A 26,474-nucleotide genomic window follows, 5' to 3' on the forward strand; every position below is an offset into this window, starting at 1 on the left:
AACGATGGCCGGCATCACGGCACTATTGGGAGGATTTCATGGATCGCAGGACCGTATTGAAGGGACTGGCCGGCGCGGGCGGTCTGGCATTGAGCGGCCTCTCGGCCCCGGCGATCGCACAAGGCGCCTCTGCGCGCACCCTGCGCTTCGTGCCGCAAGCAAACCTCGCCAATTTCGATCCGATCTGGGGCACGCAATATGTCGTGCGCAATGCCGCCGCGCTGGTCTGGGATACGCTCTATGGCGTCGATTCCTCGCTCCAGCCGCAGCGGCAGATGGTCGAGTCCGAGGAAGTCACCGACGACGGCACCACCTGGACGTTCAAATTGCGGCCGGGCCTCAAATTCCACGACGGCGAGCCGGTGCTGAGCAAGGACGTCGTTGCGAGTCTCAACCGCTGGGCTGCGCGCGATCCCATGGGCCTGATGCTCAAGGCGAACCAGCAGGAGCTCACCGCCGTCGACGACCGCACCTTCAAATGGGTGCTGAAGCAGCCGTTCCCGAAGATGCTCTATGCGCTTGGCAAGAACAATTCGCCTTGCGCTTTCATCATGCCGGAACGCATCGCGCAGGCCGACCCGTTCAAGCAGATCGGTGATTATGTCGGCTCCGGACCGATGAAGTTCGCCAAGGGCGAATGGGTCCCCGGCGCGAAAGCCGTGTTCGAAAAATTCGCCGACTATGTGCCGCGGCAGGAAAAGTCGTCGTGGCTCGCCGGCGGCAAGCAGATGCTGATCGACCGCGTCGAATGGATCGTGATGCCGGATCCGGCGACTGCTGCGGCCGCGTTGCAGAACGGCGAGATCGACTGGTGGGAGAACCCGATCGCGGACCTCGTGCCGGTCCTGAAGAAGAACAAGAACATCAGCGTCGACATCGGCGATCCGCTCGGCAATGTCGGCTCGTTCCGCATGAACTTCCTGTATCCGCCCTTCAATGACGTGCGGGCGCGGCGCGCGGTGCTGATGGCGATGAGCCAGGAAGACTATATGCGTGCGCTCGTGGGCGACGACAATTCGCTGTGGAAGCCGCTGCCCGGCTTCTTCACGCCCGATACGCCGCTCTACACCGAGGCGGGCGGCGAGGTCCTGAAGGGCAAGCGCGATCTTGATGCTGCAAAGAAGCTGCTCGCCGAGAGCGGCTATTCCGGCCAGCCGGTGACGTGCCTGGTGGCGCAGGACCAGCCGATCACCAAGGCGTTCGGAGATGTGACCGCCGATCTCTTGAAGAAGCTCGGCATGAATGTCGACTTCGTCGCGACCGATTGGGGCACGGTCGGCTCCCGCCGCGCGCAGAAGACGCCGCCCGGACAGGGTGGCTGGAACATGTTCCACACTTGGCATGCCGGTTCGGACTGCATCAATCCGGCGCCTTACACCGCCATTCGCGCCAACGGCGACAAGGCCTGGTTCGGCTGGCCCAACAGCCCCGGCACCGAGAAGGAAGTCACGTCCTGGTTCGAGGCCAAGAACCTCGACGAAGAGAAGGCCGCAGTCGCTCGCCTCAACAAGGTCGCGCTCGAAGACGTCGTCTACGCGCCGACCGGCTTCTTCCTCAGCTACACGGCATGGCGCAAGAACGTCTCCGGCATCACGAAAGGGCCGCTGCCGTTCTTCTGGGGCGTGTCGAAATCCGCATGACCCCGCGCTGAAGTCAGATGCTCTCCTACATCCTCCGGCGTATCGCCTCGACCTTGCCTGTGATGGCGATCGTCGCGCTGTTCGTGTTCAGCCTGCTCTACATTGCGCCGGGTGATCCCGCCGTGGTGATCGCAGGCGATCAGGCAAGTCCGGAGGATGTGGAGCGCATCCGTCAGAGCCTCGGCCTCGATCGACCCTTCCTGATCCAGTTCGGCAGCTGGGTCTGGCGCATTCTGCACGGCGATCTCGGTACCTCGATCTTCACCAATCTGCCGGTCTCGACGATGATCGGGCAGCGTCTCGGGCCGACGCTGTCGCTGATGATGGTCACGCTGCTGCTCACGATCGTGGTCGCGGTGCCGCTCGGCGTGCTGGCGGCGTGGAAGGCGGGAAGCCTGATCGACCGGGCCATCATGGCCTTTGCCGTGTTTGGCTTCTCCCTGCCGGTCTTCGTCGTCGGCTATGTCCTCGCCTACGTCTTCGCGCTGGAGTTCGAATGGCTTCCGGTTCAGGGCTATACGCCGCTCGCCCAGGGCTTCTGGCCCTGGCTGCAAAACCTGATCCTGCCGGCGATCGCGCTCGGCTGTGTCTATATCGCGCTGATCGCGCGTATTACGCGCGCCACCATGCTCGAAGTATTGCAGCAGGATTATATCCGGACCGCGCGCGCCAAGGGCCTCGGGCAGGGCGGCATCCTGTTCGTCCATGCGCTGAAGAACGCGGCGGTGCCGATCGTCACAGTGATCGGGATCGGCATCGCGCTCCTGATCGGCGGCGCAGTCGTCACGGAAAGCGTTTTCGCGATTCCCGGCCTCGGCCGGCTCACGATCGACGCGATCCTGCGCCGCGACTATCCCGTCATCCAGGGCATCGTGCTGCTGTTCAGCTTCGTCTACGTCCTCGTCAATCTGATGATTGACGTCACCTATACGCTCGTCGACCCAAGGATCCGCTATTGACCGACACGACCGTCAATCCGCAAGCGCTGCCGGCGGGCTTCGTCCTCGCGCCGCAACTGCCTGAGATCCTCCGGCCTGTTGTGATCCGGCGCGGCTTCATCGGGCTGCTGCGCGGCCATCCCACCGTTGCAATCGGCGGCACGTTGCTGCTGATACTCGTCCTGATCGCGATCTTTGCGCCTTATCTTGGAACGGTGGATCCGACCGCACTTGCTCCGGCCAAGCGTACCCGCGCACCGTCAGCGCTTTACTGGTTTGGCACCGACGTCCTCGGCCGCGACATCTATTCACGCGTCCTCTTCGGCGCGCGCGTCTCGCTCACGGTCGGGCTCTCGGTTGCGATATTCGCCTCCGCAGTCGGTCTCGCCATCGGCATCGTCTCCGGTTTCATCCGCTGGGCCGACGGCATCTTGATGCGCTTCATGGACGGCCTGATGTCGATCCCGCCGATCCTGCTGGCGATCGCGCTGATGGCGCTGACACGCGGCAGCGTCGGAAACGTCATTCTCGCGATCACCGTTGCCGAGATTCCGCGCGTCTCGCGCCTCGTGCGCAGCGTCGTTCTGTCGTTGCGCGAGCAGCCTTACGTCGATGCGGCAGTGGCCTGCGGCACGCGCACGCCGATGATCATCGTGCGCCACATCCTGCCCAACACGCTGGCGCCGATGCTGGTCCAGGCGACTTACATTTGCGCCAGTGCGATGATCACGGAGGCGATCCTGTCCTTCATCGGCGCGGGAACGCCGCCGACCATTCCGTCCTGGGGCAACATCATGGCCGAGGGGCGGGCGCTGTGGCAGGTTAAGCCCTACATCGTGTTCTTTCCGGCGGCCTTCCTGTCCGTCACCGTGCTTGCCGTGAATTTGCTCGGCGACGGCCTTCGCGATGCGCTCGATCCGCGCATGGCCAAGAGCCTCTGATGGTGAGGGGCTGATCGCGATGGCACTGCTCGAAGTCGAGAACCTGCAAACCCACTTCCGCACGCCCAGCGGCATCAACCGCGCGGTGGACGGCGTGTCGTTCCATGTCAACGAGGGCGAGACGCTCGCCATCGTCGGCGAGTCCGGCTGCGGCAAGTCGGTGACGTCGATGTCGCTGATGCGGCTGATCCCCGAGCCCCCGGGCAAAATCGCCGGTGCCATCCGCTTCGCGGGCAGGGACCTGCTTCAGTTGTCGGATCGCGAGATGCGCGCGATCCGCGGCAACGACATCTCGATGATCTTTCAGGAGCCGATGACCAGCCTCAACCCGGTCCTGACCGTCGGCCGCCAGATCCGCGAGACGTTGATGATCCACCAGGGCCTCGACAAGCAGGCCGCAGAGACGCACGCGATCGAGATGCTGACCCTCGTCGGCATTCCCGAGCCGGCACGGCGCGTGCGCGAATATCCGCATCAGCTTTCCGGCGGCATGCGCCAGCGCGTCATGATCGCCATTGCACTCGCCTGCAATCCAAAACTTCTCATTGCCGACGAGCCGACCACCGCGCTCGACGTGACGATCCAGGCGCAGATCCTGAAGCTGATGCTGGATCTCAAGCACCGGGTTGGCGCGGCGATCATCCTGATCACCCACGATCTCGGAGTGGTCGCCGAGATCGCCGAACGCGTCATGGTCATGTATGCCGGGCGCAAGGTCGAGGAGGCGCCGGTGGCGGAACTGTTCCGTTCGCCGCGTCATCCCTATACGCAGGGCCTGCTCGGCGCAGTGCCGCGGCTCGGCTCGTCGCTGACCGGCACCGCGAGACGGCTGGCGGAGATCCCGGGGCAGGTGCCTGATCTGCGCAAGCCCATCGTCGGCTGCGTCTTCGCCGGACGTTGCGCGCTCGCGACCGATCTCTGCCGACAGTACGCACCGGGGCTCGAAGAGAAGGGGCCACGTCACGTCGCGGCCTGCCACTATGCGGCCAAGGGAGCGGTCGCGGCATGAGTCCCCCGCTGCTCCAGGTCAACGACCTCAAGAAGCATTTTCCGGTCAAAAAGGGCCTGTTCGGCCGCAAGTCCGAATGGGTCTATGCGGTGGACGGCGTGTCGTTCGAGATCGCGCGCGGCGAGACGCTGTCGCTGGTCGGCGAATCCGGCTGCGGCAAATCGACGGTCGGCCGTGCCATTTTGCGCCTGTTCGACATCACGGCAGGGCAGGTCATCCTCGACGGCCAGCGTATCGACGACGCACATCCGAGCACGATGCGCCAGATGCGCCGCCGCGTGCAGGTGGTGTTCCAGGATCCGTTCTCGAGCCTCAATCCGCGCATGCGCGTGCGCGACATCCTGGCCGAGCCGATCCGCAATTTCGGCCTCGCCAAATCCGCGATCGATCTCGAAACGCGCGTGACGGCGCTGATGGACACCGTGCGCCTGCCGCGCGAGGCGCTGAACCGCAGGCCGCACGAGTTCTCCGGCGGCCAGCGTCAGCGCATCGGCATCGCGCGGGCGCTCGCCGCCGAGCCCGAGCTGATCGTCTGCGACGAGGCGGTCTCGGCGCTCGACGTCTCGGTCAAGGCACAGATCGTCAATCTGCTGCAGGATCTCCAGCGCGAGTTCGGCCTGGCGCTGCTGTTCATCAGCCACGACCTCGCGATCGTCGAGCACATGACCCATCGCGTCGCGGTGATGTATCTCGGCAAGATCGTCGAGGTGGCCCCCCGCCACGAGATCTTCGCCGCCCCAAGGCATCCTTATACCAAGGCGCTGCTCTCGGCGGTCCCGCTGCCCGAGCCGGGAGCCCAGCGCAATCCGATCATCCTCAAGGGAGACGTGCCGAGCCCGATCAGCCCGCCGAGTGGGTGCCGCTTTCACACCCGTTGCCCATACGTGTTCGATCGCTGCCGGAGCGAGGAGCCGCAACTTCGTTCGGACGGCGGTGAGCAGTGGGTGGCGTGCCATCTCGACGCACTGCCGCAGGGTTAGACAGTCATCGCGAGCGGGTCTGCGCCGCGGGGCTCAGTCATGTTCCGCAACATATCTCAACATCTCCGCCAAATTTTGACCGGATGATCGTGGCTAGGGTCGGTTCCAACCCCACGAATTGGAGCCGCCGCGGTGTCTTTGAAATCATCCCTGAAGCAAGGGAGTGTCGGTCTCGCCTGCCTCGCGCTGGCGGCCCTCAGCTCTTCCTATGCGGAAGCGACGCTCGACAGTCTGGCCGGCTCGTGGTCCGGGATGGGTTCGATGAAGCCCGCCGATGGTCCCCGTGAGAAGGTACGCTGCAAGGTCTCCTACAACGTCGCGAAGCCGGGCCGATCGCTCACCCTGGATTTGCGATGCGCAAGCGATGCCTACAAGATGGTCTTGTCCGCAAACATGGAGCAGAACGGCAAGGAGTTCTCGGGGAATTGGTTCGAGAGCGAATACCGCCAGGGTGGCAAGATCTACGGAACCAGCGCGGAGGAAGGGTTGATCGAGGCAAGAATTGAGGGCAACACCGTCGCGGCGCTGGTGACAATCCGGACCAAGGGCAATCACCAGTCGTTCGTCATGGACGCGCCTGGTGCCTGGGTCTCGCAGGTCGCCATAGAGCTGAACAAGGACTCGAAGTGACGGCTGAGCGAACGCCCTTGCCGGCTGCCAGGTGATGGCGATCAGGGCCGGGGCGCCCTCAGGCCCGTCGCAACTTTCAACCTTGGCGGCGGAGAAAGCCCGTGATCGTGACTTTCTCCCAGATGCCGGCCGCCGCAAACGGATCGGCGCGGTTGAAGGCCTCGACGTCGCCACGGCCCGGTGCCTCGATCAGGAACAGGCTGCCGATCATCCTGTCGCCGTCGTCGGAGACCAGCGGGCCTGACATCACGATCTTGACGCCGAAGCGCGAGGTGTCGCTCAGGAAAGCCTTGTGGGCCTCGTAATTGGCGAGCCGAGTCGGCAGCGCGCCGGCGCGGTCGAGGGCGTGAATGGCGAACAGCATGATGGTCTCCGTTTCTATCTCGTTTTCTTGGGACGGCCGCGGCTGCGGCCGCCCGGGCTTGTCGTGAGGGTGCGCTGACTTACTTGCCGCCGAGCTTGCTGGCTTCCTCGAAAGTCGGGCAGTTCCTTTGCTCCAGCGGCACGTCGAACGGCTGGTAATTGTCCTTGGTGATGACGGTCGGCTTCAGCACGATCTCGGCGACGACGGGCTGGTTGCGCAAGGATCGGATCGCCATCATGGTGCCAAGGCATCCTTGAGCAAATCCGTTGTAGTCACCGCTCGCGAGCAGCTTGCCGGACTTGATCGCGTCGATCGCTTCCTTGGTGCCATTGATGCCGATCACCTGCGCCTTGCGGTTGGCGCCGTCGAGCGCCTCGATCGCGCCGACCGCCATGGCGTCGTTGGCGGCGAGCACGCCGTCGATCTGCGCGTTCGACTGCATCAAGTTCTCCATCACCTGGAGCGCCTGGAGCCGCTGGTAATTGCCGGGCTGCGAGGCCAGAAGTTTTGCACCGGCGTTTTCCTTCAGTGCGTCGTTGAAGCCGCGGACGCGGTCGACATTGGTCAGCGAGCCCTTGACGCCCTCGATGATGACGATGTTGCCCTTGCCGCCCAGCGTCTTCAGCAGGAAGCGCGCGGTCTCGAGCCCGAGGCTGTAGTCGTCGGCGCCGACGAAGGAGAGGAACTTGCCGCCGGCCGAGCGGTCGGTGATGTTGACGACGGGGATCTTGGCTTCGTTGATCTTCTCGACACCCGGCACCATCGCCTTGTAGTCGACCGGCGTGAACACGATGGCGCTCGGCTTCTTCACCACGACGTCCTCGATCTGGCTGAGCTGCTCGGGGATGCTGTCGGGCTTGGTCGGGATGTACTGCAGCGTCTTCGCGTTGAGCGTCTTCGCCATGTTGTCGGCGCCGACCCGCACCGTCTGAAAGAACGGGTTGGTCTGGTTCTTGGTGAAGACGGCGATGGTCTCGCCGTCGGCTCGCGCTTGCGTGGTGAATGCCGCGGCCATCAGCAGCGGCAGCGCCAGGTAGCCCAGTGTCTGTTTCATGTTGCCTCCATCCCTCATTTTGCTTGTTGGAACTCCAGAACTCATTGCGCGCGGCGGCGGGTCTTCATGTCGAGCCAGACCGCGAGAATGACGATGATGCCGGTGACGAGCGGCTGCCAGTTGGCGCTGACCGACAAGAGGTTCATGCCGTTCAGCACCAGCGTCAGGATCAGCGCGCCGATGAAAGTGCCGAACACGGTGCCGACGCCGCCGAACAGCGAGGTCCCGCCGATCAGCACGGCGGCGATCGCGGGCAGCGTCAGGCTTTCGCCGATGTCGGCCTCGGCCGAATTGAGCCGCGACAGGAAGATGATCGAGGCGAGCCCCGCCATGGTGCCGGAGACGGCGTAGACCAGCAGCAGGCGGCGCGCGACCGGAATGCCGGAGAGCCGTGCCGCGACCGGATTGGCGCCGATCGCATAGATCTCCTGGCCCCAGATCGTTCGCTGCGCAAACAGTGTCCCGATCCCGAGGAACACCAGCAGCAGGTAGACCGGGATCGGCAGGCCGAACAGATAGCCGCTGCCGATCTGGCGGAAGCCCGCCGGGAAGCCGTGAAGGGTTTCGCCCGCCATGTACCAATAGGTGAGGCCGTTCAGCACCCAGAGCATGCCGTAGGTGGCGATGAAGGAGGGGATACGCAGCGCGGTGACCATGACCCCATTGAGGAGGCCAACGATGCCGCCGCAGGCAAGCCCGGTGAGGATGCCCAGCGCCGGCGAGCCGGTCTTGTGGATCACGGTCCCGGCGATGCAGGCGGACAGCGCGACATTGGCGCCGACAGAGAGATCGAGGCCCGCGGTCAGCACCACCAGGGTCAGGCCGGAGGCGATGAAGAAGGTCAGGCTCGCCTGCCTGAGCACGTTGAGGATGTTGCCGAGGCTCAGGAAGGAATCGCTGAGCACCGCCAGCACCGCACAGATCAGCAGCGCCGCAAGCAGGCGATAGAACACCTGGATCGCGTCCTGCGACAGGAACGAGCGGGGCGGCACGATGGCCTCTTTGCTGATGTCGGTCATGCGCGGCTCCTGATACCATCGAGGAACAGGGCAACGATGACGAGGACGCCGACGCTTGCGACCTGCACCGAGGAGGGCAGCGAGATCAGGTTCAGCCCGTTGCGCAGCACGCCCACGGAGAGCACGCCGAGCACAGTGCCGAGCAGCCAGCCATTGCCGCGCTCGAACGATGTGCCGCCGACGGCGACGGCCGCGATCGCATCGAATTCAAGGCCGAGGCCCGCTGTTGGATGCCCGGAATTCATCCGCGCTGTCATCAACAGGCCGGCGATGCCGGCCATGGCGCCGCCGATCGCATAGACCGCGATCAGCAGCCGGTTGGGCGAGAGGCCGGCATAGCGCAGCGCCTCCCGGTTGCCGCCGAGCGCGAAGATGTAGGTGCCGAAGCGGGTGTGGTAGAGCAGGCCGTGAAAGGCAGCGTAACTCGCCAGCGCCATCACGATCGGGACGGGCACGCCCAGGAGGGTCGCCGAATAGATGTCGCGCACGCTGTGGGGGATGCCGACCACGCTCTGGCCGTCGCTGACGATCAGCGACAGGCCTTGCGCCATGCCGAGCGTGCCCAACGTCGCAACGAAGGGCGGAATCCCCAGGATTGCGACCAGCCAGCCGTTGACGGTGCCGAAGGCCGCGCCGACGAGGAGCCCGGCGCCGAGGCCCAGCAGCATCGACTTGGTCGCGAGCGATACGATCGCGACGCAGAGCGAGGTCAGCGTCAGCACCGCGCCCATCGACAGGTCGAGCCCCTCGGTCATGATGATCAGCGTCATCGGCAGCGCGAGCATGGTCAGGATCGTCGACTGCACCAGCACGTTGGAGAGGTTGGCAACGGACAGGAACCCGGGTGCGATGGCGCCGAACACCGCGATCAGAAGCACCAGCACGATGGCGACGCCGGGAATGCGTTGCAGCGGATTGGATTGTGAAACGACCGCGGCCTCACGCATGATGCATCCCCAGTCGCACGATGTTCTCCTCTGTCAGCTCGTTGCGCGCGAGGTGCCCGGCGATGCGCCCCTCGCGCATCACATAGGCGCGGTCGCAGACATGGCAGATCTCGACCTGTTCGGATGAGATCATCAACGCCGCCGCGCCTTCCGCGACAAGGCGGTCGATCAGGGCGAAGATTTCGGACTTGGCACCGATGTCGATGCCCCGTGTGGGTTCGTCGAAGATGAAAAGCTTTGAACCGGCGGCGAGCCACTTGCCGATCACGACCTTCTGCTGATTGCCGCCCGAGAGCAGGCCGACGGTCTGGCGCGCGCCTGGCGTCGCAATGCGCAGCTGCCGGATCAGGCCGTCGGACGTGCGCTGTGCACGGCGCTGGTCGAACAGACCGCTCGGGAACAGCTTTCGCAGCGCCGACACCACCAGATTGTCCCCCACCGACCGCAACAGCGCGAGGCCTTCGCTCTTGCGGCTCTCCGGGATCAACGCGATGCCGCGGCGGGCGGCGAGGTCGGGTTCGCCGGAAATGGCCTTGCCGTCGAAGATGATCTCGCCCGAGCTCACGGGATCGGCGCCGAAGATCGCGCGCGCGACCTCGCTGCGTCCCGAGCCGACCAGGCCACACAGGCCGACGATCTCGCCGCGGCGCACCTCGATGTTGATGTCCGAGATCCCGGTGGAGGCGCTCAGGCCCTTGACCTCGAGCAGGACTTCGCCGGGCTTGTCGGCAAAGTTGCGCGGATAGGTCATGTCGACGTTGCGACCGACCATCATGCGGACGAGCTGGTCCGGCGTGACGTCGGCAGGGCGAACGCCGTCGATGCGACGACCGTCGCGCAGCACGGTGATGCGGTCGCCGAGCGCGAACACCTCGGCCATGCGGTGCGAGATGTAGACGATGGAGACGCCGTCGGCCTTCAGCCGCGCGATCAGCGCGAACAGCAGCTCGGTCTCGCGATCGGACAGCGCCGCGGTCGGTTCGTCCATCACCAGGATGCGGGCGTTCTGGCTGATCGCCTTCGCGATCTCGACCATCTGCTGCTGCGCCACGCCTAACTTGTCGACAATGGTGGCGGGATCGATCTCGAACCCGATCGTGCCGAGCACGCGCGCTGCGTCGGCCAAGATCTTGCGGCGGTCGATCGTGCCGGGGATGCGGCCCTTCGGCTCGCGGCCGAGGAAAATGTTCTGGGCGATATCGAGATGGGGGACCAGGGAGAATTCCTGGAAGATCACGGCAATTCCGAGCTTTTGCGCGTCCGCGGCCGAGTTGATCGCGACCTGCTCGCCCTTGTAGTGGAACTCGCCGGCATCGGTGCGGTAGGCGCCGCACAGCACCTTCATTAGGCTCGACTTGCCGGCGCCGTTCTCGCCCAACAGCATGTGGACTTCGCCGGGGAAGACGGCAAAGGACACGTCATCCAGCGCCTTGACGCCGGGAAACTCCTTGCTGATGCCGCGCAGCTCCAGCAGCGGGACAGGGGAGGAGGTCTCGGCAATTATTGCGGCGCTGCTCATGCGCGCACTCCGCTTGCAAAGATCTTTCCGGGATTCATCAGGCCCTTGGGGTCGAGCGCGGTCTTGATCGACCGCATCACATCGACGGCCTCGCCGAGCTCGTCGGTGAGATAGTCGATCTTGCCGAGCCCGATGCCGTGTTCGCCGGTGCAGGTGCCGTCCATGGCAATCGCGCGGGCGACCATGCGGGCCTGGAGCGCCTTGGCACCATCGGCCTCCTCCGGCCTGGCGGGATCGATCAGGATCAGCATGTGGAAATTGCCGTCGCCGACATGGCCGACGATAGGCGCCGTAAAACCGTGCTCGTCCGCGTCGCGCCGGGTCTGCGTGAGGCATTCCGCCAGCCGCGAGATCGGCACGCAGACATCGGTGATCACGGCACGCGCGCCGGGACGCAAGCCGAGGCCCGCATAGAGCGTGTTGTCGCGGGCGTGCCAGAGCCGGCTGCGATCCTCCGACGCCTTCGCCCAGGCAAAGCCATGGCCGCCATGGTCGGCGGCGATTGCCTGCGCGGCCTCGGCCTGCTCGGCGACGGACGTCTCGGAACCATGGAATTCGAAGAACAGGGTCGGGGCTTCGCGATAGCCGAGCTTCGCATAGGCGTTGATGCCGCGCATCATGACGTCGTCGAGCAGCTCGATGCGTGCGACGGGGATCGCGGACTGGATCACAGAGATCGCGGTGTCGACGGCATTGTGCAGGGTGTCGAAGCTGCAAACCGCGGCCGAGATCGCCTGCGGCACGGGATGCACCTTCAGCGTGATCTCGGTGATGAGTCCGAGCGTGCCCTCGGCGCCGACGAACATGCGCGTCAGGTCGTAACCGGCGGCTGACTTGCGCGCGCGCCTGGCGGTCCGGATCACGCGCCCGTCCGCCAGCACCACCTCCAGCGCCATGACGTTGTCCTTCATGGTGCCGTAGCGTACCGCCATGGTGCCGGAGGCGCGCGTGGACGTCATGCCGCCGATCGAGGCGTCGGCGCCGGGATCGATCGGAAAGAAAAGTCCGGTGCCGCGCAGCTCCGCATTGAGCTGCTTTCGCGTGATGCCGGGCTGCACGACGACATCCATGTCGCTCTCGTGCACCGTCAGCACCTTGTTCATGCGCGCGAAGTCGAAGCAGACGCCGCCCGCGACCGCGGCCGCATTGCCTTCGAGCGAGGTCCCGGCGCCGAACGGCACGATGGGCATATTCGAGCCCGCGCACAGCTTGACGATCTCCGCGACCTCCTGCGTGGTTTCAGGAAAGACGACGATGTCGGGCGGCAGGTTGCGATAATGCGACTCGCTCTGCCCGTGCTGGTCGAGCACGCCACGCGCGACGCTCGCGCGCGGGCCGATCATGCCTGTGAGGCGATCGGCCAATATGCCCGTGCTGACCCGCGGTCCCATCCTTGCTCCCTGTCTCGCCCCTGTTGCGGGGCTCTTGTTGGGTCGGCCGTCGCTTGAGCTTAAGCGGCTCTTGCGCTGCTCGCGACCTGCTTTAGGCCGAAATCATAGTTGAGGTGAAAATACTCGCTGTCCACCATGTGACCATCGGGCGCACGGCCGGGCGGGCACCGCACAAATTCGCGGATCAGGCTGTCCTTGACGCCGAACACCACGTCAGAGTCGAGATACTGGTCGCCGGCGACGAACACATGGGTCACGAGCTGCTCGAAGCCGGGCGCCGAGATCATGAAATGCACATGCGCCGGGCGCCAGGGATGGCGGCCCTGCACCTCCAGCATGTCGCCGACCGGGCCGTCATGCGGGATCGGATAGGCGGCGGGCTTGATCGACCAGAAATTGAAGCGGCCATTCTGGTCGGTGTGGAATCGCGCGCGCATCGCAAGATCGCCGATCTTGTCGAGCTGCTGCACGTCGTAATAGCCATCATCGTCGGAATGCCAGACGTCCACGACGGCGCCGGCGAGCGGCCGTCCATCGACGGTCGACACCGAGCCGGTGACGAGCATCGGATCGCCCTCCATGGGACCGGAGATGTCCTCGCCGTTGCTTTTCTCGGGCGACGCCTGCACGAAGAACGGACCGAGCACCGTGGTTTCGGTCGCTCCTTCCGGCACCGGATGGTTGATCGCGTCGACCAGCATGGAGACGCCGAGCGCGTCCGACAGCAGGATGAACTCCTGGCGCTTGTCGTCGCACATGTGGCCGGTGCGGGTCAGGAATTCGATGCCGTATTCCCATTCCTTCTGGGTCGGTCGTACCTCGCGGACGAAGGCATGAAGGTGGCGCACCAGCGCTTCGCTGACCTGCTTGATCCGCGGATCGGTCGCGCCCGCGATCCGCTCCAGCACCGCGTCCGTGATCGTGTTCTCGTTGAAATTGCGCATAGCTGCCTCCGTGAATCAGAGTTTCGGTTCGCCAAGCCCGGATAGCCGTTCCAGATGCTTGACGGTCGCGATGAAGTCGGTGTCGCCATCGCCCTGCGCGACCAGCGCGCCATAGGTCTCGCGCACTTGGGCTGCGAGTTGAAGCGGCACGCCGACGGCGTGGCCGGCGCCGAGGATCAAGTCGAGATCCTTGGCCATCTGCCTGCAGGAGAAGGTGGATTCGAAATCGCGACTGCGCAGCGGCGCGGTCTTGTACTTCACCATCGGTGAGGCCACCGCGCTGTCGTCGAGAACTTTCAGAATGTCCTGCCAGCCGATGCCGCCCTTGCGCGCCAGCGCGAGGCTCTCCGCCATCATGGCGGCCGACACCGCGATCATCAGGTTGACCGCAAGCTTGGCATATCGCGCTTCCTCGCCAGGTCCGAGATAGGTCTGGGCGCGGGTGAAGGCGGCGAACAGCGGCTTTGCGTTTTCGTAAGCGTCCTTGGGGCCCGAGACGAAGCAGCTCAGCGCGCCGGTGTGGACGATGCTGGCATTGCCCGAGACCGGCGCACGCAGGTAGAAGACACCGCGCGCCTGTGCGGCGGCGTCGACCTCTGCGGAAGCCTCGACGCTCACGGTGCTGGTCTCGATCAGGACAGATCCGGCAGCCATCGCGGCGATGAGGCCGGTGGGGCCGAGCAACGCGCCGCGCAGGGCAGCGTCATCGGGCAGGGAAGTGACGATCGCGGCCTTGCCGCCCACGGCCTCGGTCGGTGAAGCGGCAATCGAAATGCCTTGCGCGCGCGCCTCGCTGAGCCGTGCGGCGCTCCGGTCGAACGCGGTCACGGCGTAACCTGCCTTGGCGACGAGCACCGACATCGGCAGGCCCATCTTGCCGATTCCGATGAAAGCGATGTTTTTCGAAGCATCTGTCATCGTTGTTGTCCTTGACGCCCTCAGGCGGCGTGTCCCTGTCGTTCGATGTCGTGCACCAGCCGTCGGCCGGATTGCACGAGCAGTTCCTTGTTCGCCTCCAGATCGTCGGCCAGCAGCCGCCCATTCCGCTTCTTCCACACGCCGCCGATCATCACGGCCTCGATATTGGCAAGGCTCGTCTGCATCACCACGGTGGAAACGGGATCGTGCACCGGGACGAGGTTGAGATGGCTCGCATCGATGATGACGAGGTCGGCGAGCTTGCCCGGCGTCAGCGAGCCGATCTGGTCCTCGCGGCCGAGCATGCGGGCGCCTTCCATCGTGATCCAGCGCAGCGCCTCGCGGACGGGGATTGTGGTCGTCGCCGGAATGGTGCCGCTGGCCTTGCGCGACTCGGCGTTGTCGAGTGCCCGCTGCATCGAGAGCGCAACGCGCGCGGCGGCGAAGAGGTCGCCGGCCAGCACGGATTCCAGATCGATGCCGATGGTCGGCCGCACGCCGCGCTTGAGCAGCCGTCCGGTGATCGGAAAGCCGTGGCCCTGGACCATCTCGTTCTCCGGCGTCACCGAGAAGGAGACGCCGAGGTCGACCATCTGGTCCAGGAGATCATCCGGCAGGTCGTTGCCATGGACGATGTTGACGCCGGTGCCGACGAGGCCCGCCTCGATCAGCTTCTTCCAGCCATCAGGCGTCTTCGCGGGGCCACCGCCCTGATGCATCGATGCGATCAGCTTGAGCTCGCGCGCCAGACGGAAATCGTGCATGGCGACGTCGAGCGTCGAATAGTGCGGGCCGAGGATGGCGAGCCCAAGCGTGACGAGGCCGTCGCGGTCGGCGAGGGGCCCCGCCAGCAGTCGCTCGACCTCGCGGCGTGGATGCGGGATCTCCGAGAAATGCGGCTCGCCCGGTTTCGGCTCGGGCTTGGGCGAGCCGTGGAAGAAGGCCGCGCGGATGCCGCTCTCGATCAGGCCGTGCACGGCGGCGTCGGTATGATCAGGCGTCGGATTGTTGTGGCACCAGTCCACCAGCGTGGTGGTACCTTGATTGATCTGGTTCAGCGCGCCCGCCAGCGTCGCGATATGGATGTCCTCGGGCCGGAAGACCGTTGCGAGCCCGGCATGCATGCGGCGGAAATATTCCAGCAGCGTCCAGTTCGCAGCATAGCCGCGTAAGCCCGTCTGCCAGGTGTGCATATGCGCGTTGATCAGGCCGGGGATGACGATGCGCCCGGTGCCGTCCACGATCTCCGTTTCGGCGCCGCCGCCGCCGAGGTCGATCGATCGACGCACGTCAACGATGCGGCTCCCCTCGATCAGCACGTCGCCGTCAGGTAAATCGCCGATCGCGTCATCCATGCTGATGATGACAGCGGATTTGATGAGCGTGCGCCGCATCGAATCAAGCCACCGCTTTGACGGCGCCGGGCGGCTCACCGGCCCAGGCGCGCGCGATCAGGTCGCGGATGGCGTTGCGTTCGAGCGGGCGCGGGTTCCAGTAGGCGTTGGTGACGGCGAGGTCGGCAGCCTTGTCGATGCCGCCTTCGGGCATGCCGATGTCGCGCAATGCGAGCTTCGCACCCAGCCGCTTCGCAAGCTCGAAAAGCCCTTGCGATGCATCGGCGGCGCCGATTGCGCGTGAGATGCGCGCCATCGCATCGGGCACGGCCGGCGCGTTGTAGGCCAGCGCGTGCGGCAGCACGATGGTGTGGGTCTCGGCGTGCGGCAGGTCGAAGGTGCCGCCGAGCGTGTGGCAGAGCTTGTGATGCAGCGCCATACCGACGGTGCCGAGGCAGACGCCGCACAGCCAGGCGCCATAGAGCGCTTCGGTGCGAGCCTCGCGGTCGTCGCCCTTGGCTGCGATGGCGGGCAGGGCACGTGCCAAGGCGCGAATGCCTTCTTCCGCCATCAGCGAGGTGACGGGATTGGTGTCGCGCGCGTAGAGCGCTTCGACCGCATGCGCGATCGCGTTGATGCCGGAGGTCGCGGCCAGGCTCGCCGGCAGCGTCAAAGTGAGGTCGACATCGTAGATCACGGTCTCCGGCAGGATGGCGGCGTCGCGTACCGTGGTCTTCAGGCCGTTCTCGGTCTGGCCGACGATCGGCGTCATCTCCGAGCCGGCATAGGTGGTGGGAATGCAGAGCTGGTTGATTCCCGTGCGCAAGGCCAGCGCCTTGCCGAGGCCGGTGGTCGAGCCGCCGCCGAGCGAGACGACGCAGTCGGCCTCGCACGCCTTCATCGCCGCGAGCGCCCGCTCCGTGACCTCGACCGGCGTATGCATGGTCGCGCCCGGAAAGATGCCGGCGTAGAGCGGACCGAGCGCCGCGCCTAAGCTCTTGCCTTGCGCCTCCTGCTGCGGCGTCGTCAGCACCAGCGCGCGCTTGCCGCCGAGCCGCTCGACCTCGGTCTTGGCGCTAGCCAACGTTCCGCTGCCGAACACGACGCGGCAGGGCAGGTTTTCAAAGGTGAATGTACCGATCATGCGCCGGTCTCTTTGACTGGATAATCGACCTGGAAGCGCCCGATCCGCAAGTCGCCCAGTGCCTCGCGCACGCGCAGATGTTCCGGATGAGTGGCGTAGGCCGCAAGCGCAGCGTGGTCGGTGAATTCGGAGAACAGAACGACGTCGCAGGCGTAGTCGACATCGCTGACATCGAGACCGACTTCGATATGGGTGAGGCCGTCGATCCGGCCGCGCAGCCCCTCGAACAGGGTCTTGACCTTGACCCGGGCGGCGGAACGCTCCGCTGGCGTCTCCCCGCGCAACCGCCACATCACGATGTGCCTGATCGGGCCCGACATTTCCCTGTTTCCTCGCCTGCTATCTTGCTTGTGTTGGGACCATTTTGACTTGCGGGATGCGGAAATAAAGGTCAATAATCGTAAGTCTCTTTTCCTATTTGCGAAAAAATGGACCGCCTGCTCCAGTTGGAAGTGTTCTCCAAGACGGCCGAGCTCGGCAGCCTGTCCAAAGCTGCAGAAGCCCTGCGCATGTCGAATGCTGCGGCCAGCCGTCATCTCAGCGCGCTCGAGGGGCGCCTTGCGGTCCGGTTGATCGAGCGCAACACCCGTCGGCTGTGGTTGACGGAGGCGGGGCAGGAGCTGCTGGAGCGCTCGAGCCGGGTCTTGAGCGAACTCGCGGAGGCCGAGGACATCGTCAGCGACCGCGCGCTCTCGCCGCAGGGCACGCTGCGGGTCACGAGCTCGCTGTCCTTTGCGGTGATCTATCTGGCGCCGATGCTGCCGGCCTTCCGCGCGCGCTATCCGAAGCTCAACATGCAGATCACGACCGCCAACAGGTACTCCGATTTCATCGAGGCCGGCATCGACGTGGCGATCAGGACGCGCGAGCAGGAGCCGGATTCGAACATCATCGTCCGCCGCATCGGCCAGATGCGGCGTGTGCTCGCTGCTGCGCCCTCATATCTTGCAAGCTGCGGCGAGCCGGAACAGCCCGTCGATCTCGCGCGCCATAACATGCTGGTCTACAATCTCGCCAACGATCCCTATTCGCTGCGCCTGCGCCAAGGCCATGGCGCGCAGACTGTCCGCATCACGCCGACGCTCGACAGCAACGACGGCCAGGTCATCCGCGGCGCCGCGCTGGCGGGGCTCGGCATTCTCATCCAGCCGCTCTACATCGTGCAAAGCGATATCGCGGCGGGCCGTCTCGTCCCGGTCCTGGTGGACTGGGAGCTGCCGCTGCTCACGATGAACATCGCCTATCAGAACCGTGCCGGACTGCCCGCCAAGATCAGGGTTTTCTCCGACTTCCTGGTCACCCACATCCGCGAGCATTCGCAGCCGGGGATCTGGATCGACGCGGCGAAGTGAGCGACATTCTCGAATTCAGGCGGCTTTGTAGAAGGCACATCCATTGAAAGCCAGGACATCCGGCACCGCATGGCGGCATGCCAACATCGGTCGCCTGCTCAACAACGCGGTGCGGCGCTTCGAAGGTCGTGTGCTCGAGCTGATGAGCGAGAAGGGGCACGACGAAACGCGGATCGCGCATGTCGGTCTCACGCGCAATCTCGACGTGGAGGGGACCAGACTGACGGAGCTTGCCCGCCGCGCCTCCATGAGCAAGCAGGCGATGGGCGAGCTGGTCGATCAATGCGCCGAGCTCGGCCTGGTCGATCGCATCGCCGATCCGACCGATCGGCGCGCGCGCATCGTCATGTTCACGCCGGCGGGGCGCAAATGGCTCGATGCGTTCCGCGATGCCGTCGACGTCGCCGAGCAGGAGATGCGCGCCGAGCTCGGCAAGGCCACGATGGATGCGATCCTGAAGGGACTGGCGGTCTATGGCGCGACCTTCGACACGCTCGACGACGTCAATTAGTCAGGCTGCTTGACGATATAGTCAGGCTACCTTACCATGCAGGATAATGCTGGTAGGGAGAAGCATCTTGGAAACATGTCTGACGGCCTCGGTGCTCATCGTGGGCGGGGGGCCCTGCGGCCTGATGCTCGCCAACGAGCTCGGCCGGCGCGGCGTGTCCGCGATCCTGGTCGATGAAAAGCCGGGCACGGCGTTCAATCCGCAAGCCAATGCGACGCAAGCGCGCTCGATGGAGCACTATCGGCGGCTGGGTTTTGCCGACGAGATCCGCCGCGAAGGCCTGCCTGCGGATTATCCGACCGACGTTGCGTATTTCACGCGCTACGCCGGTTACGAGCTGGCCCGATTTCAGTTGCCGTCGTCGTCACGCGCGAGCGAGCTCGTCAAGGGCATGTCGGGCTCCTGGAGCGCGGCCGAGCTGCCGCATCGGGTCTCGCAAAAATATGTCGAGGCGGTGCTGCGCCGCCATGCCGAACGAATCCCCGGAGTAAAGCTCAACTATGGCCACCGGCTGATCGGCTATGTCGAGAGCGACGGCATCGTCGCCGACGTCGAATGTCTCGATGATGGCGGCCGCTTGCAGGTCCGGGCCGACTTCCTGGTCGGGGCGGACGGGCCGCGCTCGATGGTCCGGCAGTCACTCGGGATCGTCTACGGCGGCGAAACCGGAATGCAGCGCGATTTCATGGGCGGCCGCATGCTGGCGGTCTATCTCCGTTCGCCCGGATTCTACGCGAGCATTCCGCACGCCAAGGCGTGGATGTACAATTGCTTCAACGGCGACCGCCGCGCCTTCATGGCATCCGTGAACGGTCGCGACGAATTCGCGTTTCACACGCAGCTTCGACCCGGCGAAGACGAGAGTGCGATCACGATCAACGAGGCCAAGGCCGCGTTCCAGCGCGCCTGCGGCACACCGATCGACTGCGAAGTGCTGTCGTTCCTGACCTGGACCGCCGGTCACGCGCTGGTCGCGAATGGAATGCAGCGCGGCAGGGTGTTCCTCGGCGGCGACGCCGCGCATCTGTTCACGCCGACCGGCGGGCTTGGCTACAACACGGCGATCGAGGATGCGGTCAATCTCGGCTGGAAACTCGCAAGCGTCGTCAAGGGTGTGAGCCCGGCGGGGCTGCTCGACAGCTATGAGATCGAGCGGCGTCCGGTGGCGCTACGCAACACCGATTATGCGCGCCGCTTTGCCGACTCCCTCGGTCTGTTCGCTCCCGCGCCTGACATCGAGGACGCCACGGACGCCGGCGGCGAGGCGCGGCGGACGGCGGGCGTCTATCTCGAACAGCACGCCCGCGCCGAATTCAACATCCCCGGCGTCACCTTCGGCGGGCGCTACGACGGCTCGCCGATCATCGTCTCCGATGGCAGCCAGCCGCCGCCCGACGCCGCGAACGTCTACGTTCCGAGCGCCTGTCCCGGCGGCCGCGCTCCGCATGCGTGGTTGGACGACGGCGTCTCCTTGTACGACCTGTTCGGGTTCGAGTGGACGCTGCTCCAGTTCGGCGAGGTCATGTCCGCTCATGCGTCATTCGCCGAGACCGTCCGCGCGATCGGGGTCGAGGTGAAACTCGTCACGCTGCCGAAATCCCTGCGCGATCTCTACGAGGCGGATCTCGCCCTGATACGCCCCGACCAGATCGTGGCCTGGCGCGGCAGCGCATCACAGGCCGGGATGATCGGACACGTCCTTGCCCGCGCGCTCGCACACAACGCGAGCGACGGCGCGCGCCTGGCAAGCTGATCGACTCTCGCCGTCGCATCCGATCAACGGCTGCGCGGCCAACAATAACAAAACGACAATGACACCGGAGGAGGAAACCGTGACGACAAGAGCGTTGGAGCACTACGACGATCATGCCGCCGCCACTGCCGAGCAGACGGCGAGCAGCCGCCGGCGCATCCTGATCGCCGGCACCATCGGCACCGCGATCGAATGGTACGACTTCTTCATCTACGGCCTGATCGCGCCGCTGGTGTTCGATCAGCTGTTCTTTCCGAAGTTCGACCAGCTTACGGCGACCATTGCGGTGTTCGCGACGTTCTCAGTCGGATTTCTGGCGCGGCCGCTCGGCGGACTTGTGTTCGGTCATTTCGGCGACCGCCTCGGCCGAAAGTCCGTCTTGCTGTGCACGTTGCTCATGATGGGACTTGCGACCATGTCGATCGGACTATTGCCGACCTACGCCAGCGTGGGTGTGGCCGCGACCGTCGCGCTGGTCATGCTGCGCTTCCTCCAGGGTTTTGCGCTCGGCGGCGAGTCGACCGCGGCGATCCTCATGGCGATCGAGACGGCGCCCGGCCACCAGCGGGGCTTCTCGGCCGCGGTGATCCAGGCCGCAGGACCCGTCGGCGTCGTGCTCGCCTCGTTTGCGGCGCTCACGATCTCGCGGCTGCCGGAAGCGGACCTGCTGTCATGGGGCTGGCGCGTTCCGTTCCTGATCAGCGCGGTGCTGGTCGCGCTCGGCGTCTACATGCGCCTGCGCATCGAGGAGAGCGCGACATTCCGCGAGGCGGAGGTGACTGAAGCAGCTCCTGTGGTCGAGGCACTGAGGGAGCATTGGCGGCCGATCCTCATCGTGTTCTTCGCAGAGATGGCGCAGACATCCTATTTCTATCTGACGGCCATCTTCACCATCTCCTTCGCGACCCGTCAACTCGGCGTCCAGAAGGACGTCATCACGCAGGCCGTGCTGTTCGCCAATCTCGTCGGGCTCGTTGCGATGCCCCTCATCGGCGCCTGGTCCGACCGCATCGGACGCAAGCGTCTGTTTCTGGCCGGCGTCGTGCTCGCGGCCATCTCGATGTTTGCATTCTACGGTGCGGTTGCGACCCGTGACACGATGCTGGTGACGGGCGCGGTGATCCTCGCCGCGGGGGTGATCCATCCGCTGATGTTCGGCAGCGAAGGGAGCTATTTCCCGGAACTGTTCCCGACCCGCATTCGCTTCACCGGAGTATCGATCGGAAAGCAGCTCGGGACGGTGCTGGGCGGCGGCATCGCGCCGCTGGTCGCCACCAGCCTGTTTGCGCAGACGGGCTCCACCTACGCGATATCTGGTTACTACCTCGCGCTCGCGCTTGCCGCGATCATCGCACTCGGCTTCGCGCGCGAAACCGGTAAATCGCGCCTGCTCGGCTAGGCCGAGCGCCATCACCCAACATCAGGGAGGTTTTCATGGACGTCAGTCTTCTCATCAACGGGCAGGATCAGGCCGCTTCCGGCGGCAAGGTGTTCGAGCGGCGCAATCCGCTGTCGCAGGAGGTCGCAAGCCGCGCGGCCGCGGCGACCGCTTCCGATGCCGACGCCGCGGTGGCGGCGGCCTCCGCCGCGCTTGCCGCATGGTCGGCGCTCGGCCCGAACGCGAGGCGCGCTCTGTTGCTGAAGGCCGCAGATGCGCTCGAGGCCAAGCGCGACGCCTTCATCCGGATCATGATGGCCGAGATCGGCACGACAGAGATCTGGTCGGCCTTCAACGTCAAGCTCGCGACCGGCATGCTGCGCGAAGCCGCGTCGCTCACCACGCAGATCGCCGGCGAGGTAATCCCGTCAGACAAGCCGGGATGTCTCGCGATGTCCGTTCGTCAGCCGGCCGGCGTGTGCCTCGGCATCGCGCCGTGGAACGCGCCGATCATTCTCGGCGTTCGCGCCGTGGCGACGGCGCTGGCCTGCGGCAATACGGTCGTGCTCAAGGCGTCCGAGATTTGCCCGGGAACGCACCGGCTGATCGGAGATATCTTCAAGGACGCAGGCTTTCCGCCCGGTGTCGTGAATGTCCTGACCAACGCACCGGCCGATGCGCCCGCTCTGGTCGAGCGCCTCATCGCCAGTCCTGCCGTGCGGCGGATCAACTTCACCGGCTCGACCCGCGTCGGCCGCGTCATCGCCGAACTCGCCGGGCGCCACCTCAAGCCGGCGCTGCTCGAGCTTGGGGGCAAGGCGCCTCTGGTCGTGCTCGACGATGCCGACCTCGACGCTGCCGTCGCCGCGGTGGCGTTCGGCGCCTTCATCAATCAGGGCCAGGTCTGCATGTCGACCGAGCGGGTGATCGTCGACGAGGCGGTGGCCGCGTCCTTTGTCGAGAAGCTCGCGAAGAAGACGGCTGCGCTTCCGGCCGGCGATCCGCGCTCCGGTCCGGTGGTCGTCGGCTCGATGATCGACGAAGCGCCGGCCAAGCATGTCGTTGCGCTGATCGACGACGCGATCGGCAAGGGCGCCGTCAAGCTCGCGGGCGGCGACCGTGTTGGCACGGTCGTCCCGGCCACCGTGCTCGACCGCGTGGTGCCCGGCATGCGCATTTACACCGAAGAAAGCTTTGGTCCCGTCGTCTCGGTGATCCGCGCAAATGGCGTGGACGACGCCGTGCGGCTCGCCAATGATACCGAGTACGGCCTCTCGGCCGCCGTGTTCGGCCGCGACGTCGCGCGGGCGCTGACGGTGGCGCAGCGTATCGAGAGCGGCATCTGCCACGTCAACGGCCCGACCGTGCATGACGAGGCGCAGATGCCGTTCGGCGGCGTGAAGGGATCGGGCTACGGCCGCTTCGGCGGCCAGGCCGGGATCGCCGAGTTCACCGATCTGCGCTGGATCACCATTGAGACGCAGCCGCAGCACTATCCCTTCTAACCAAGCAGCAAGCGAAGCCCACCAGGACGTCAGTTCATGAATTCGAAAGTTCTCACGGTTCGGGAAGCGACCCTCGGTGTGCTTCGCTCCTTTGGCGTCGATCGCGTTTTCGGCAATCCCGGCTCGACCGAGCTGGCCTTCCTCGGCGACTGGCCCGATGACATCGACTACGTGCTCGGCTTGCAGGAAGCCTGCGTCGTCGGCATGGCGGACGGCTATGCGCAGGCCACCGGACGACCGGCGTTCGTCAATTTGCACTCGGCGGCCGGACTTGGTCATGCGCTCGGCAATCTCTTCACCGCGTTCCGCAACAAGACGCCGATGGTCGTGACAGCCGGGCAGCAGGCGCGCAGCCTGTTGCGGATGCGACCCTATCTCTTCGCCGAGGACGCGGCACAGTTTCCAAAGCCCTATGTGAAATGGAGCGCGGAACCGGCGCGCGCCGAAGATGTTCCAGCGGCGATTGCGCAGGCCTTCCTCACCGCCATGCAGCATCCGCGCAGTCCGACATTCGTGTCGGTACCGTCGGATGATTGGGCGCGACCCGCAGTCGCCCCGCCGGTCCGCCACATCGCGACCGAGTTTGCGCCGGATCCGGCGGCGATCGTCCGGCTTGGCGCGGCGATCGGTGCCGCCAAACGGCCTGCCTTCGTTGTCGGGCCCGAAATCGATCGCAACGGCTGTGTCGATGCGATGGTCGCTGTGGCCGAACAGGCGAGGGCGGCCGTTTGGGCAAGCCCGATGTCGAGCCGTTCGAGCTTTCCGGAATTGCATCCGCTGTTCGCCGGCTTCCTTCCGGCCGCGCCGGGAGGGCTCGCCCGCGCCCTGCGCGGCGCCGATCTGATCGTCGTGGTCGGCGCGCCGGTGTTTACTTTCCATGTCGAAGGACAATGCGAATTGCTCGACGACGGAACGCCGGTCTGGCAGATCACGGATGATCCGACGGAAGCCGCATCCGCGTCTGTCGGTGACACCATCATCAGCACGCTCCCGAAAGCGCTGGCTGCGCTGCTGTCGGTGCTGCCCGAGATCGCGGAGCGCGAGATACCGGCCGCGCGGACGCGGTCTGCCGCTCCGCCCGCGCAGAATCCGATTCCGCCGGCCTATGCGCTCGCCCGGCTTTCGGCGTTGATGCCGAGCGATGCGATCGTGGTCGAGGAGGCGCCGTCGCATCGTCCCGCCATTCAACAATTCCTGCCGCGGCCGGGCGCGGACAGCTTCTACACGATGGCGAGCGGCGGACTTGGTTACAGCCTGCCGGCCTCTGTCGGCGTGGCGCTGGCGCGGCCCGGCCGCCGCATCGTCGCCCTGATCGGTGACGGATCGGCGATGTACTGCATCCAGGCGATCTGGACCGCGGTGCAACGCCGCTTGCCGATCACGTTCGTGATCATGAACAATTCAGGCTATGGCGCGATGCGTGCCTTCAGCCAGCTCATGCAGGCGCACCGCCTGCCCGGAATCGACTTGCCCGGGCTCGACTTCGTGGCGCTCGCCAGGGGAATGGGTTGTCCGGGGCGGCGCGTGACCGATGCCGGCGACGTCGACCCCATCTTGACCGAAGCGTTGGCATCGAGCGGCCCGGCGCTGGTCGATATCGCCGTCGACGACGCCACGACGGACCTGTTCAGCCATCCGCGCTAGCTGACGGCATAGGGACTGGTTCGCGGCGACAAAACAGCCGATGGCAATTTACTCCCGAAGCCGCGGGTCTTGGGTTGGACACGCGATCCGTCGATCACCTCGAGCTGTCCGCAGCGGTTCAAGGTGTGCAACTTCCTGCCGGGCCATGCCGGTCCGGGCTTCAGAGAGTGGCGGACGATCTGCTTGAACGTCGTCGGAGAGAGTTCGACGATTTCCGCCAGGGCGAGCGCTGCGCCGTATCCGTCGGCACAATCCTGGACCGGTCGCCACAATCGTTCATTGATGGTGACGAAATTCCCCGCCGGCCGCGCACTCGCGCGGTCGATCAGGACCGGGTTGCTGGCATGCGGCAACCAGGGGCCCATGAGGTGCTCGGCGTAATAGATCGCCAGCGAATCCGAATACCCGCCGGTGCCGTCGCGCCAGGCTCCGAACAGATAATTCAGGCCGTTGTGCCGTGTGATCGTGGCATCGGCCAGCTCGAAGCCCGAGAGCAGCGTCGCATGCCGCTCCCATTTGTCCGGAAACCGGACGCATTTATAGATGGCGACGTCCCCGTTGATCGAGCTCTCCGGGATCATCCACAACGCGCCATCGTCCTCGATCAGGAACGGATAGGAGAGGTGCCAGGGCTCCTCCAGCACGGGCACGGCCTCTCCGACCGGGCCTGCGTCGTCAAACTCGATCGCGGAAATGATTCCTTTTCCAACCCGGTGATCGAGATCTTCAAAGAAGACGAATGTTCTTCCCTGCGATGTGATCGGGAAAGGATCGGCGTAGAAGTGGTTTCCGGGATCTGCAAGGACGTTCCAGCGAGGCCCTGAGAGATCTCCGGTCTGCCAGACGCCTGCGCCCTTGTTGATGCGCCATCCGACATGCCAATGCGGGGCATAGCAGCAGAGGCGATAGATCTCCTTGGCGATCGATATGGCCAGGCCGCGCGCGACATAAGCCGCTGGACGCCGGGCGATGCCCTCTCCGGCGGAACGCGTCAGCTGCGGCAGAATTCTCGGTCGTCCCGACAGGATGGCCGCCATCATGGTCAGGGTTCGCGCCATGACCGTTTCGAGCGCGCCGCTCAAGCCGGCTGCGATTTCTCCGGAGGGGTGGCCGCGATCGAGGACTGCACCGTCGACCTCGTTGACGATGTCGATCACCGGCAGATCGCCGGCGAGAATGGCGGCAAGGGCTGCGTTTTCGCCTGCGGCTCCATTGAACAGCGGGCGGAGATATTGCCGGGCGGAGCAGTCCGGATCCCGCGCGGCACCGGTGAAATCGATGATCACGTCGGCCGTGCCGGCGCGAGCCTGGATCCGGTCCGGACTGATCTTCAGCCGGTCGGTGCCGCTGTGTTTGCCCTTGTGCAACACCAAACGTTCGAGCTCGAACAGCAGATCGAGACCGGTCGGCCGCGGCTCTGCCGTTGCCGTCCATGCGATCTGAACCGGGACATCCCGGCCGTCGATCGACAGCGTCTCGCGACCCATCCACCGCCGCGCATGCTCAATTTCACAGCGAAACTCGATGATCATGTCGAGCCAATCCGTTTCAATGCGTCC

24 protein-coding genes are annotated in these 26,474 nt (G+C 65.4%); 12 read left to right on the forward strand and 12 right to left on the reverse strand.

The genetic code is table 11. From position 1 onward, the window contains the following. Positions 1-38 precede the first annotated feature (38 nt). The 6 genes from JQ591_RS01790 (at position 39) to JQ591_RS01815 (ending at position 6,138) form a co-directional block, all read left to right on the forward strand. Positions 39-1,640: an ABC transporter substrate-binding protein gene (locus tag JQ591_RS01790; RefSeq protein WP_211394340.1), complete on the forward strand. Its 1,602-nt coding sequence runs from the start codon at positions 39-41 to the stop codon at positions 1,638-1,640. Positions 1,641-1,657: 17 nt separating this feature from the next. Then, complete coding sequence (locus JQ591_RS01795) at positions 1,658-2,599, forward strand: ABC transporter permease (RefSeq protein WP_211394341.1); 942 nt, start codon at positions 1,658-1,660, stop codon at positions 2,597-2,599. After that, positions 2,596-3,519, forward strand: coding sequence for an ABC transporter permease (locus JQ591_RS01800; protein ID WP_211394342.1), 924 nt, complete (start codon positions 2,596-2,598; stop codon positions 3,517-3,519). The genes JQ591_RS01795 and JQ591_RS01800 overlap by 4 nt, the downstream gene beginning before the upstream one ends. A gap of 19 nt (positions 3,520-3,538) precedes the next feature. Continuing rightward, positions 3,539-4,528 (forward strand): ABC transporter ATP-binding protein, encoded by a 990-nt coding sequence (locus JQ591_RS01805; RefSeq protein ID WP_211394343.1) that lies wholly within the window; start codon positions 3,539-3,541, stop codon positions 4,526-4,528. Beyond that, a complete protein-coding gene (locus JQ591_RS01810; protein ID WP_211394344.1) occupies positions 4,525-5,508 on the forward strand; it encodes an ABC transporter ATP-binding protein in 984 nt (327 codons plus the stop codon). Before JQ591_RS01805 ends, JQ591_RS01810 begins: the two co-directional genes overlap by 4 nt. Positions 5,509-5,640: 132 nt before the next feature. Further along, on the forward strand, positions 5,641-6,138 hold the full coding sequence (locus tag JQ591_RS01815) for a hypothetical protein (RefSeq protein WP_211394345.1): 498 nt from the start codon (positions 5,641-5,643) through the stop codon (positions 6,136-6,138). A gap of 76 nt (positions 6,139-6,214) precedes the next feature. On the opposite strand, the gene JQ591_RS01820 is transcribed toward JQ591_RS01815, so the two are convergent. From JQ591_RS01820 to JQ591_RS01870, 11 genes are all read right to left on the reverse strand, one after another. Further along, entirely contained in the window at positions 6,215-6,502 is a 288-nt protein-coding gene (locus JQ591_RS01820) for a YciI family protein (RefSeq protein ID WP_211394346.1), read from the reverse strand. A 79-nt stretch (positions 6,503-6,581) separates the two neighbouring features. Then, positions 6,582-7,556 (reverse strand): sugar ABC transporter substrate-binding protein, encoded by a 975-nt coding sequence (locus JQ591_RS01825; RefSeq protein WP_211394347.1) that lies wholly within the window; start codon positions 7,554-7,556, stop codon positions 6,582-6,584. 41 nt (positions 7,557-7,597) lie between these two features. Next, positions 7,598-8,575, reverse strand: coding sequence for an ABC transporter permease (locus JQ591_RS01830; RefSeq protein WP_027546406.1), 978 nt, complete (start codon positions 8,573-8,575; stop codon positions 7,598-7,600). Further along, positions 8,572-9,522, reverse strand: a complete 951-nt coding sequence (locus JQ591_RS01835) for an ABC transporter permease (protein ID WP_211394348.1) — start codon at positions 9,520-9,522, stop codon at positions 8,572-8,574. Before JQ591_RS01835 ends, JQ591_RS01830 begins: the two co-directional genes overlap by 4 nt. Further along, complete coding sequence (locus tag JQ591_RS01840; RefSeq protein ID WP_211394349.1) at positions 9,515-11,041, reverse strand: sugar ABC transporter ATP-binding protein; 1,527 nt, start codon at positions 11,039-11,041, stop codon at positions 9,515-9,517. Before JQ591_RS01840 ends, JQ591_RS01835 begins: the two co-directional genes overlap by 8 nt. Next, complete coding sequence (locus JQ591_RS01845; RefSeq protein ID WP_211394350.1) at positions 11,038-12,432, reverse strand: FAD-linked oxidase C-terminal domain-containing protein; 1,395 nt, start codon at positions 12,430-12,432, stop codon at positions 11,038-11,040. The genes JQ591_RS01840 and JQ591_RS01845 overlap by 4 nt, the downstream gene beginning before the upstream one ends. 59 nt (positions 12,433-12,491) lie before the next feature. Further along, positions 12,492-13,376, reverse strand: a complete 885-nt coding sequence (locus JQ591_RS01850; RefSeq protein ID WP_211394351.1) for an intradiol ring-cleavage dioxygenase — start codon at positions 13,374-13,376, stop codon at positions 12,492-12,494. A gap of 15 nt (positions 13,377-13,391) precedes the next feature. Continuing rightward, positions 13,392-14,294 carry an NAD(P)-dependent oxidoreductase gene (locus tag JQ591_RS01855; RefSeq protein ID WP_211394352.1) on the reverse strand — a complete coding sequence of 301 codons (903 nt, stop codon included), beginning with the start codon at positions 14,292-14,294 and terminating at the stop codon, positions 13,392-13,394. Between the two features lie 20 nt (positions 14,295-14,314). Beyond that, positions 14,315-15,688, reverse strand: a complete 1,374-nt coding sequence (locus JQ591_RS01860; RefSeq protein ID WP_211394353.1) for an amidohydrolase family protein — start codon at positions 15,686-15,688, stop codon at positions 14,315-14,317. Between the two features lie 4 nt (positions 15,689-15,692). Then, positions 15,693-16,772 carry a maleylacetate reductase gene (locus tag JQ591_RS01865; protein ID WP_211394354.1) on the reverse strand — a complete coding sequence of 360 codons (1,080 nt, stop codon included), beginning with the start codon at positions 16,770-16,772 and terminating at the stop codon, positions 15,693-15,695. After that, a complete protein-coding gene (locus JQ591_RS01870; protein ID WP_211394355.1) occupies positions 16,769-17,092 on the reverse strand; it encodes a Dabb family protein in 324 nt (107 codons plus the stop codon). Before JQ591_RS01870 ends, JQ591_RS01865 begins: the two co-directional genes overlap by 4 nt. Before the next feature lie 108 nt (positions 17,093-17,200). Here JQ591_RS01870 and JQ591_RS01875 point away from each other — a divergent pair, with 108 nt between their 5' ends. The 6 genes from JQ591_RS01875 (at position 17,201) to mdlC (ending at position 24,915) form a co-directional block, all read left to right on the forward strand. After that, on the forward strand, positions 17,201-18,124 hold the full coding sequence (locus JQ591_RS01875) for a LysR family transcriptional regulator (RefSeq protein ID WP_211394356.1): 924 nt from the start codon (positions 17,201-17,203) through the stop codon (positions 18,122-18,124). A 43-nt stretch (positions 18,125-18,167) separates the two neighbouring features. Next, positions 18,168-18,635, forward strand: a complete 468-nt coding sequence (locus tag JQ591_RS01880) for a MarR family winged helix-turn-helix transcriptional regulator (protein WP_211394357.1) — start codon at positions 18,168-18,170, stop codon at positions 18,633-18,635. A gap of 46 nt (positions 18,636-18,681) precedes the next feature. Next, positions 18,682-20,388: an FAD-dependent oxidoreductase gene (locus JQ591_RS01885; protein ID WP_211394358.1), complete on the forward strand. Its 1,707-nt coding sequence runs from the start codon at positions 18,682-18,684 to the stop codon at positions 20,386-20,388. A gap of 79 nt (positions 20,389-20,467) precedes the next feature. Beyond that, on the forward strand, positions 20,468-21,787 hold the full coding sequence (locus JQ591_RS01890; protein WP_211394359.1) for an MFS transporter: 1,320 nt from the start codon (positions 20,468-20,470) through the stop codon (positions 21,785-21,787). 35 nt (positions 21,788-21,822) lie between these two features. Further along, positions 21,823-23,271: an aldehyde dehydrogenase gene (locus tag JQ591_RS01895; RefSeq protein ID WP_211394360.1), complete on the forward strand. Its 1,449-nt coding sequence runs from the start codon at positions 21,823-21,825 to the stop codon at positions 23,269-23,271. Positions 23,272-23,307: 36 nt separating this feature from the next. Next, positions 23,308-24,915: a benzoylformate decarboxylase gene (mdlC, locus tag JQ591_RS01900; RefSeq protein WP_211394361.1), complete on the forward strand. Its 1,608-nt coding sequence runs from the start codon at positions 23,308-23,310 to the stop codon at positions 24,913-24,915. Here the strand turns inward: mdlC and JQ591_RS01905 are convergent. Next, positions 24,912-26,447: a glucosamine inositolphosphorylceramide transferase family protein gene (locus JQ591_RS01905; RefSeq protein WP_211394362.1), complete on the reverse strand. Its 1,536-nt coding sequence runs from the start codon at positions 26,445-26,447 to the stop codon at positions 24,912-24,914. The two genes, mdlC and JQ591_RS01905, sit on opposite strands and share 4 nt — an antisense overlap. Between the last annotated feature and the right edge of the window lie 27 nt (positions 26,448-26,474).

This window comes from Bradyrhizobium canariense (assembly GCF_018130465.1).
GTDB lineage: Bacteria > Pseudomonadota > Alphaproteobacteria > Rhizobiales > Xanthobacteraceae > Bradyrhizobium > Bradyrhizobium canariense_C.

Coding starts and splice junctions, on each gene's coding strand:
- JQ591_RS01805 (WP_211394343.1), top strand. CDS start 3,539: ATGGCACTGCTCGAAGTCGAGAACCTGCAAACCCACTTCCGCACGCCC.
- JQ591_RS01820 (WP_211394346.1), bottom strand. CDS start 6,502: ATGCTGTTCGCCATTCACGCCCTCGACCGCGCCGGCGCGCTGCCGACT.
- JQ591_RS01850 (WP_211394351.1), bottom strand. CDS start 13,376: ATGCGCAATTTCAACGAGAACACGATCACGGACGCGGTGCTGGAGCGG.
- mdlC (WP_211394361.1), top strand. CDS start 23,308: ATGAATTCGAAAGTTCTCACGGTTCGGGAAGCGACCCTCGGTGTGCTT.
- JQ591_RS01865 (WP_211394354.1), bottom strand. CDS start 16,772: ATGATCGGTACATTCACCTTTGAAAACCTGCCCTGCCGCGTCGTGTTC.
- JQ591_RS01895 (WP_211394360.1), top strand. CDS start 21,823: ATGGACGTCAGTCTTCTCATCAACGGGCAGGATCAGGCCGCTTCCGGC.
- JQ591_RS01840 (WP_211394349.1), bottom strand. CDS start 11,041: ATGAGCAGCGCCGCAATAATTGCCGAGACCTCCTCCCCTGTCCCGCTG.
- JQ591_RS01825 (WP_211394347.1), bottom strand. CDS start 7,556: ATGAAACAGACACTGGGCTACCTGGCGCTGCCGCTGCTGATGGCCGCG.
- JQ591_RS01905 (WP_211394362.1), bottom strand. CDS start 26,447: ATGATCATCGAGTTTCGCTGTGAAATTGAGCATGCGCGGCGGTGGATG.
- JQ591_RS01795 (WP_211394341.1), top strand. CDS start 1,658: ATGCTCTCCTACATCCTCCGGCGTATCGCCTCGACCTTGCCTGTGATG.
- JQ591_RS01870 (WP_211394355.1), bottom strand. CDS start 17,092: ATGTCGGGCCCGATCAGGCACATCGTGATGTGGCGGTTGCGCGGGGAG.
- JQ591_RS01835 (WP_211394348.1), bottom strand. CDS start 9,522: ATGCGTGAGGCCGCGGTCGTTTCACAATCCAATCCGCTGCAACGCATT.
- JQ591_RS01885 (WP_211394358.1), top strand. CDS start 18,682: ATGCTGGTAGGGAGAAGCATCTTGGAAACATGTCTGACGGCCTCGGTG.
- JQ591_RS01810 (WP_211394344.1), top strand. CDS start 4,525: ATGAGTCCCCCGCTGCTCCAGGTCAACGACCTCAAGAAGCATTTTCCG.
- JQ591_RS01860 (WP_211394353.1), bottom strand. CDS start 15,688: ATGCGGCGCACGCTCATCAAATCCGCTGTCATCATCAGCATGGATGAC.
- JQ591_RS01830 (WP_027546406.1), bottom strand. CDS start 8,575: ATGACCGACATCAGCAAAGAGGCCATCGTGCCGCCCCGCTCGTTCCTG.
- JQ591_RS01790 (WP_211394340.1), top strand. CDS start 39: ATGGATCGCAGGACCGTATTGAAGGGACTGGCCGGCGCGGGCGGTCTG.
- JQ591_RS01845 (WP_211394350.1), bottom strand. CDS start 12,432: ATGGGACCGCGGGTCAGCACGGGCATATTGGCCGATCGCCTCACAGGC.
- JQ591_RS01875 (WP_211394356.1), top strand. CDS start 17,201: ATGGACCGCCTGCTCCAGTTGGAAGTGTTCTCCAAGACGGCCGAGCTC.
- JQ591_RS01855 (WP_211394352.1), bottom strand. CDS start 14,294: ATGACAGATGCTTCGAAAAACATCGCTTTCATCGGAATCGGCAAGATG.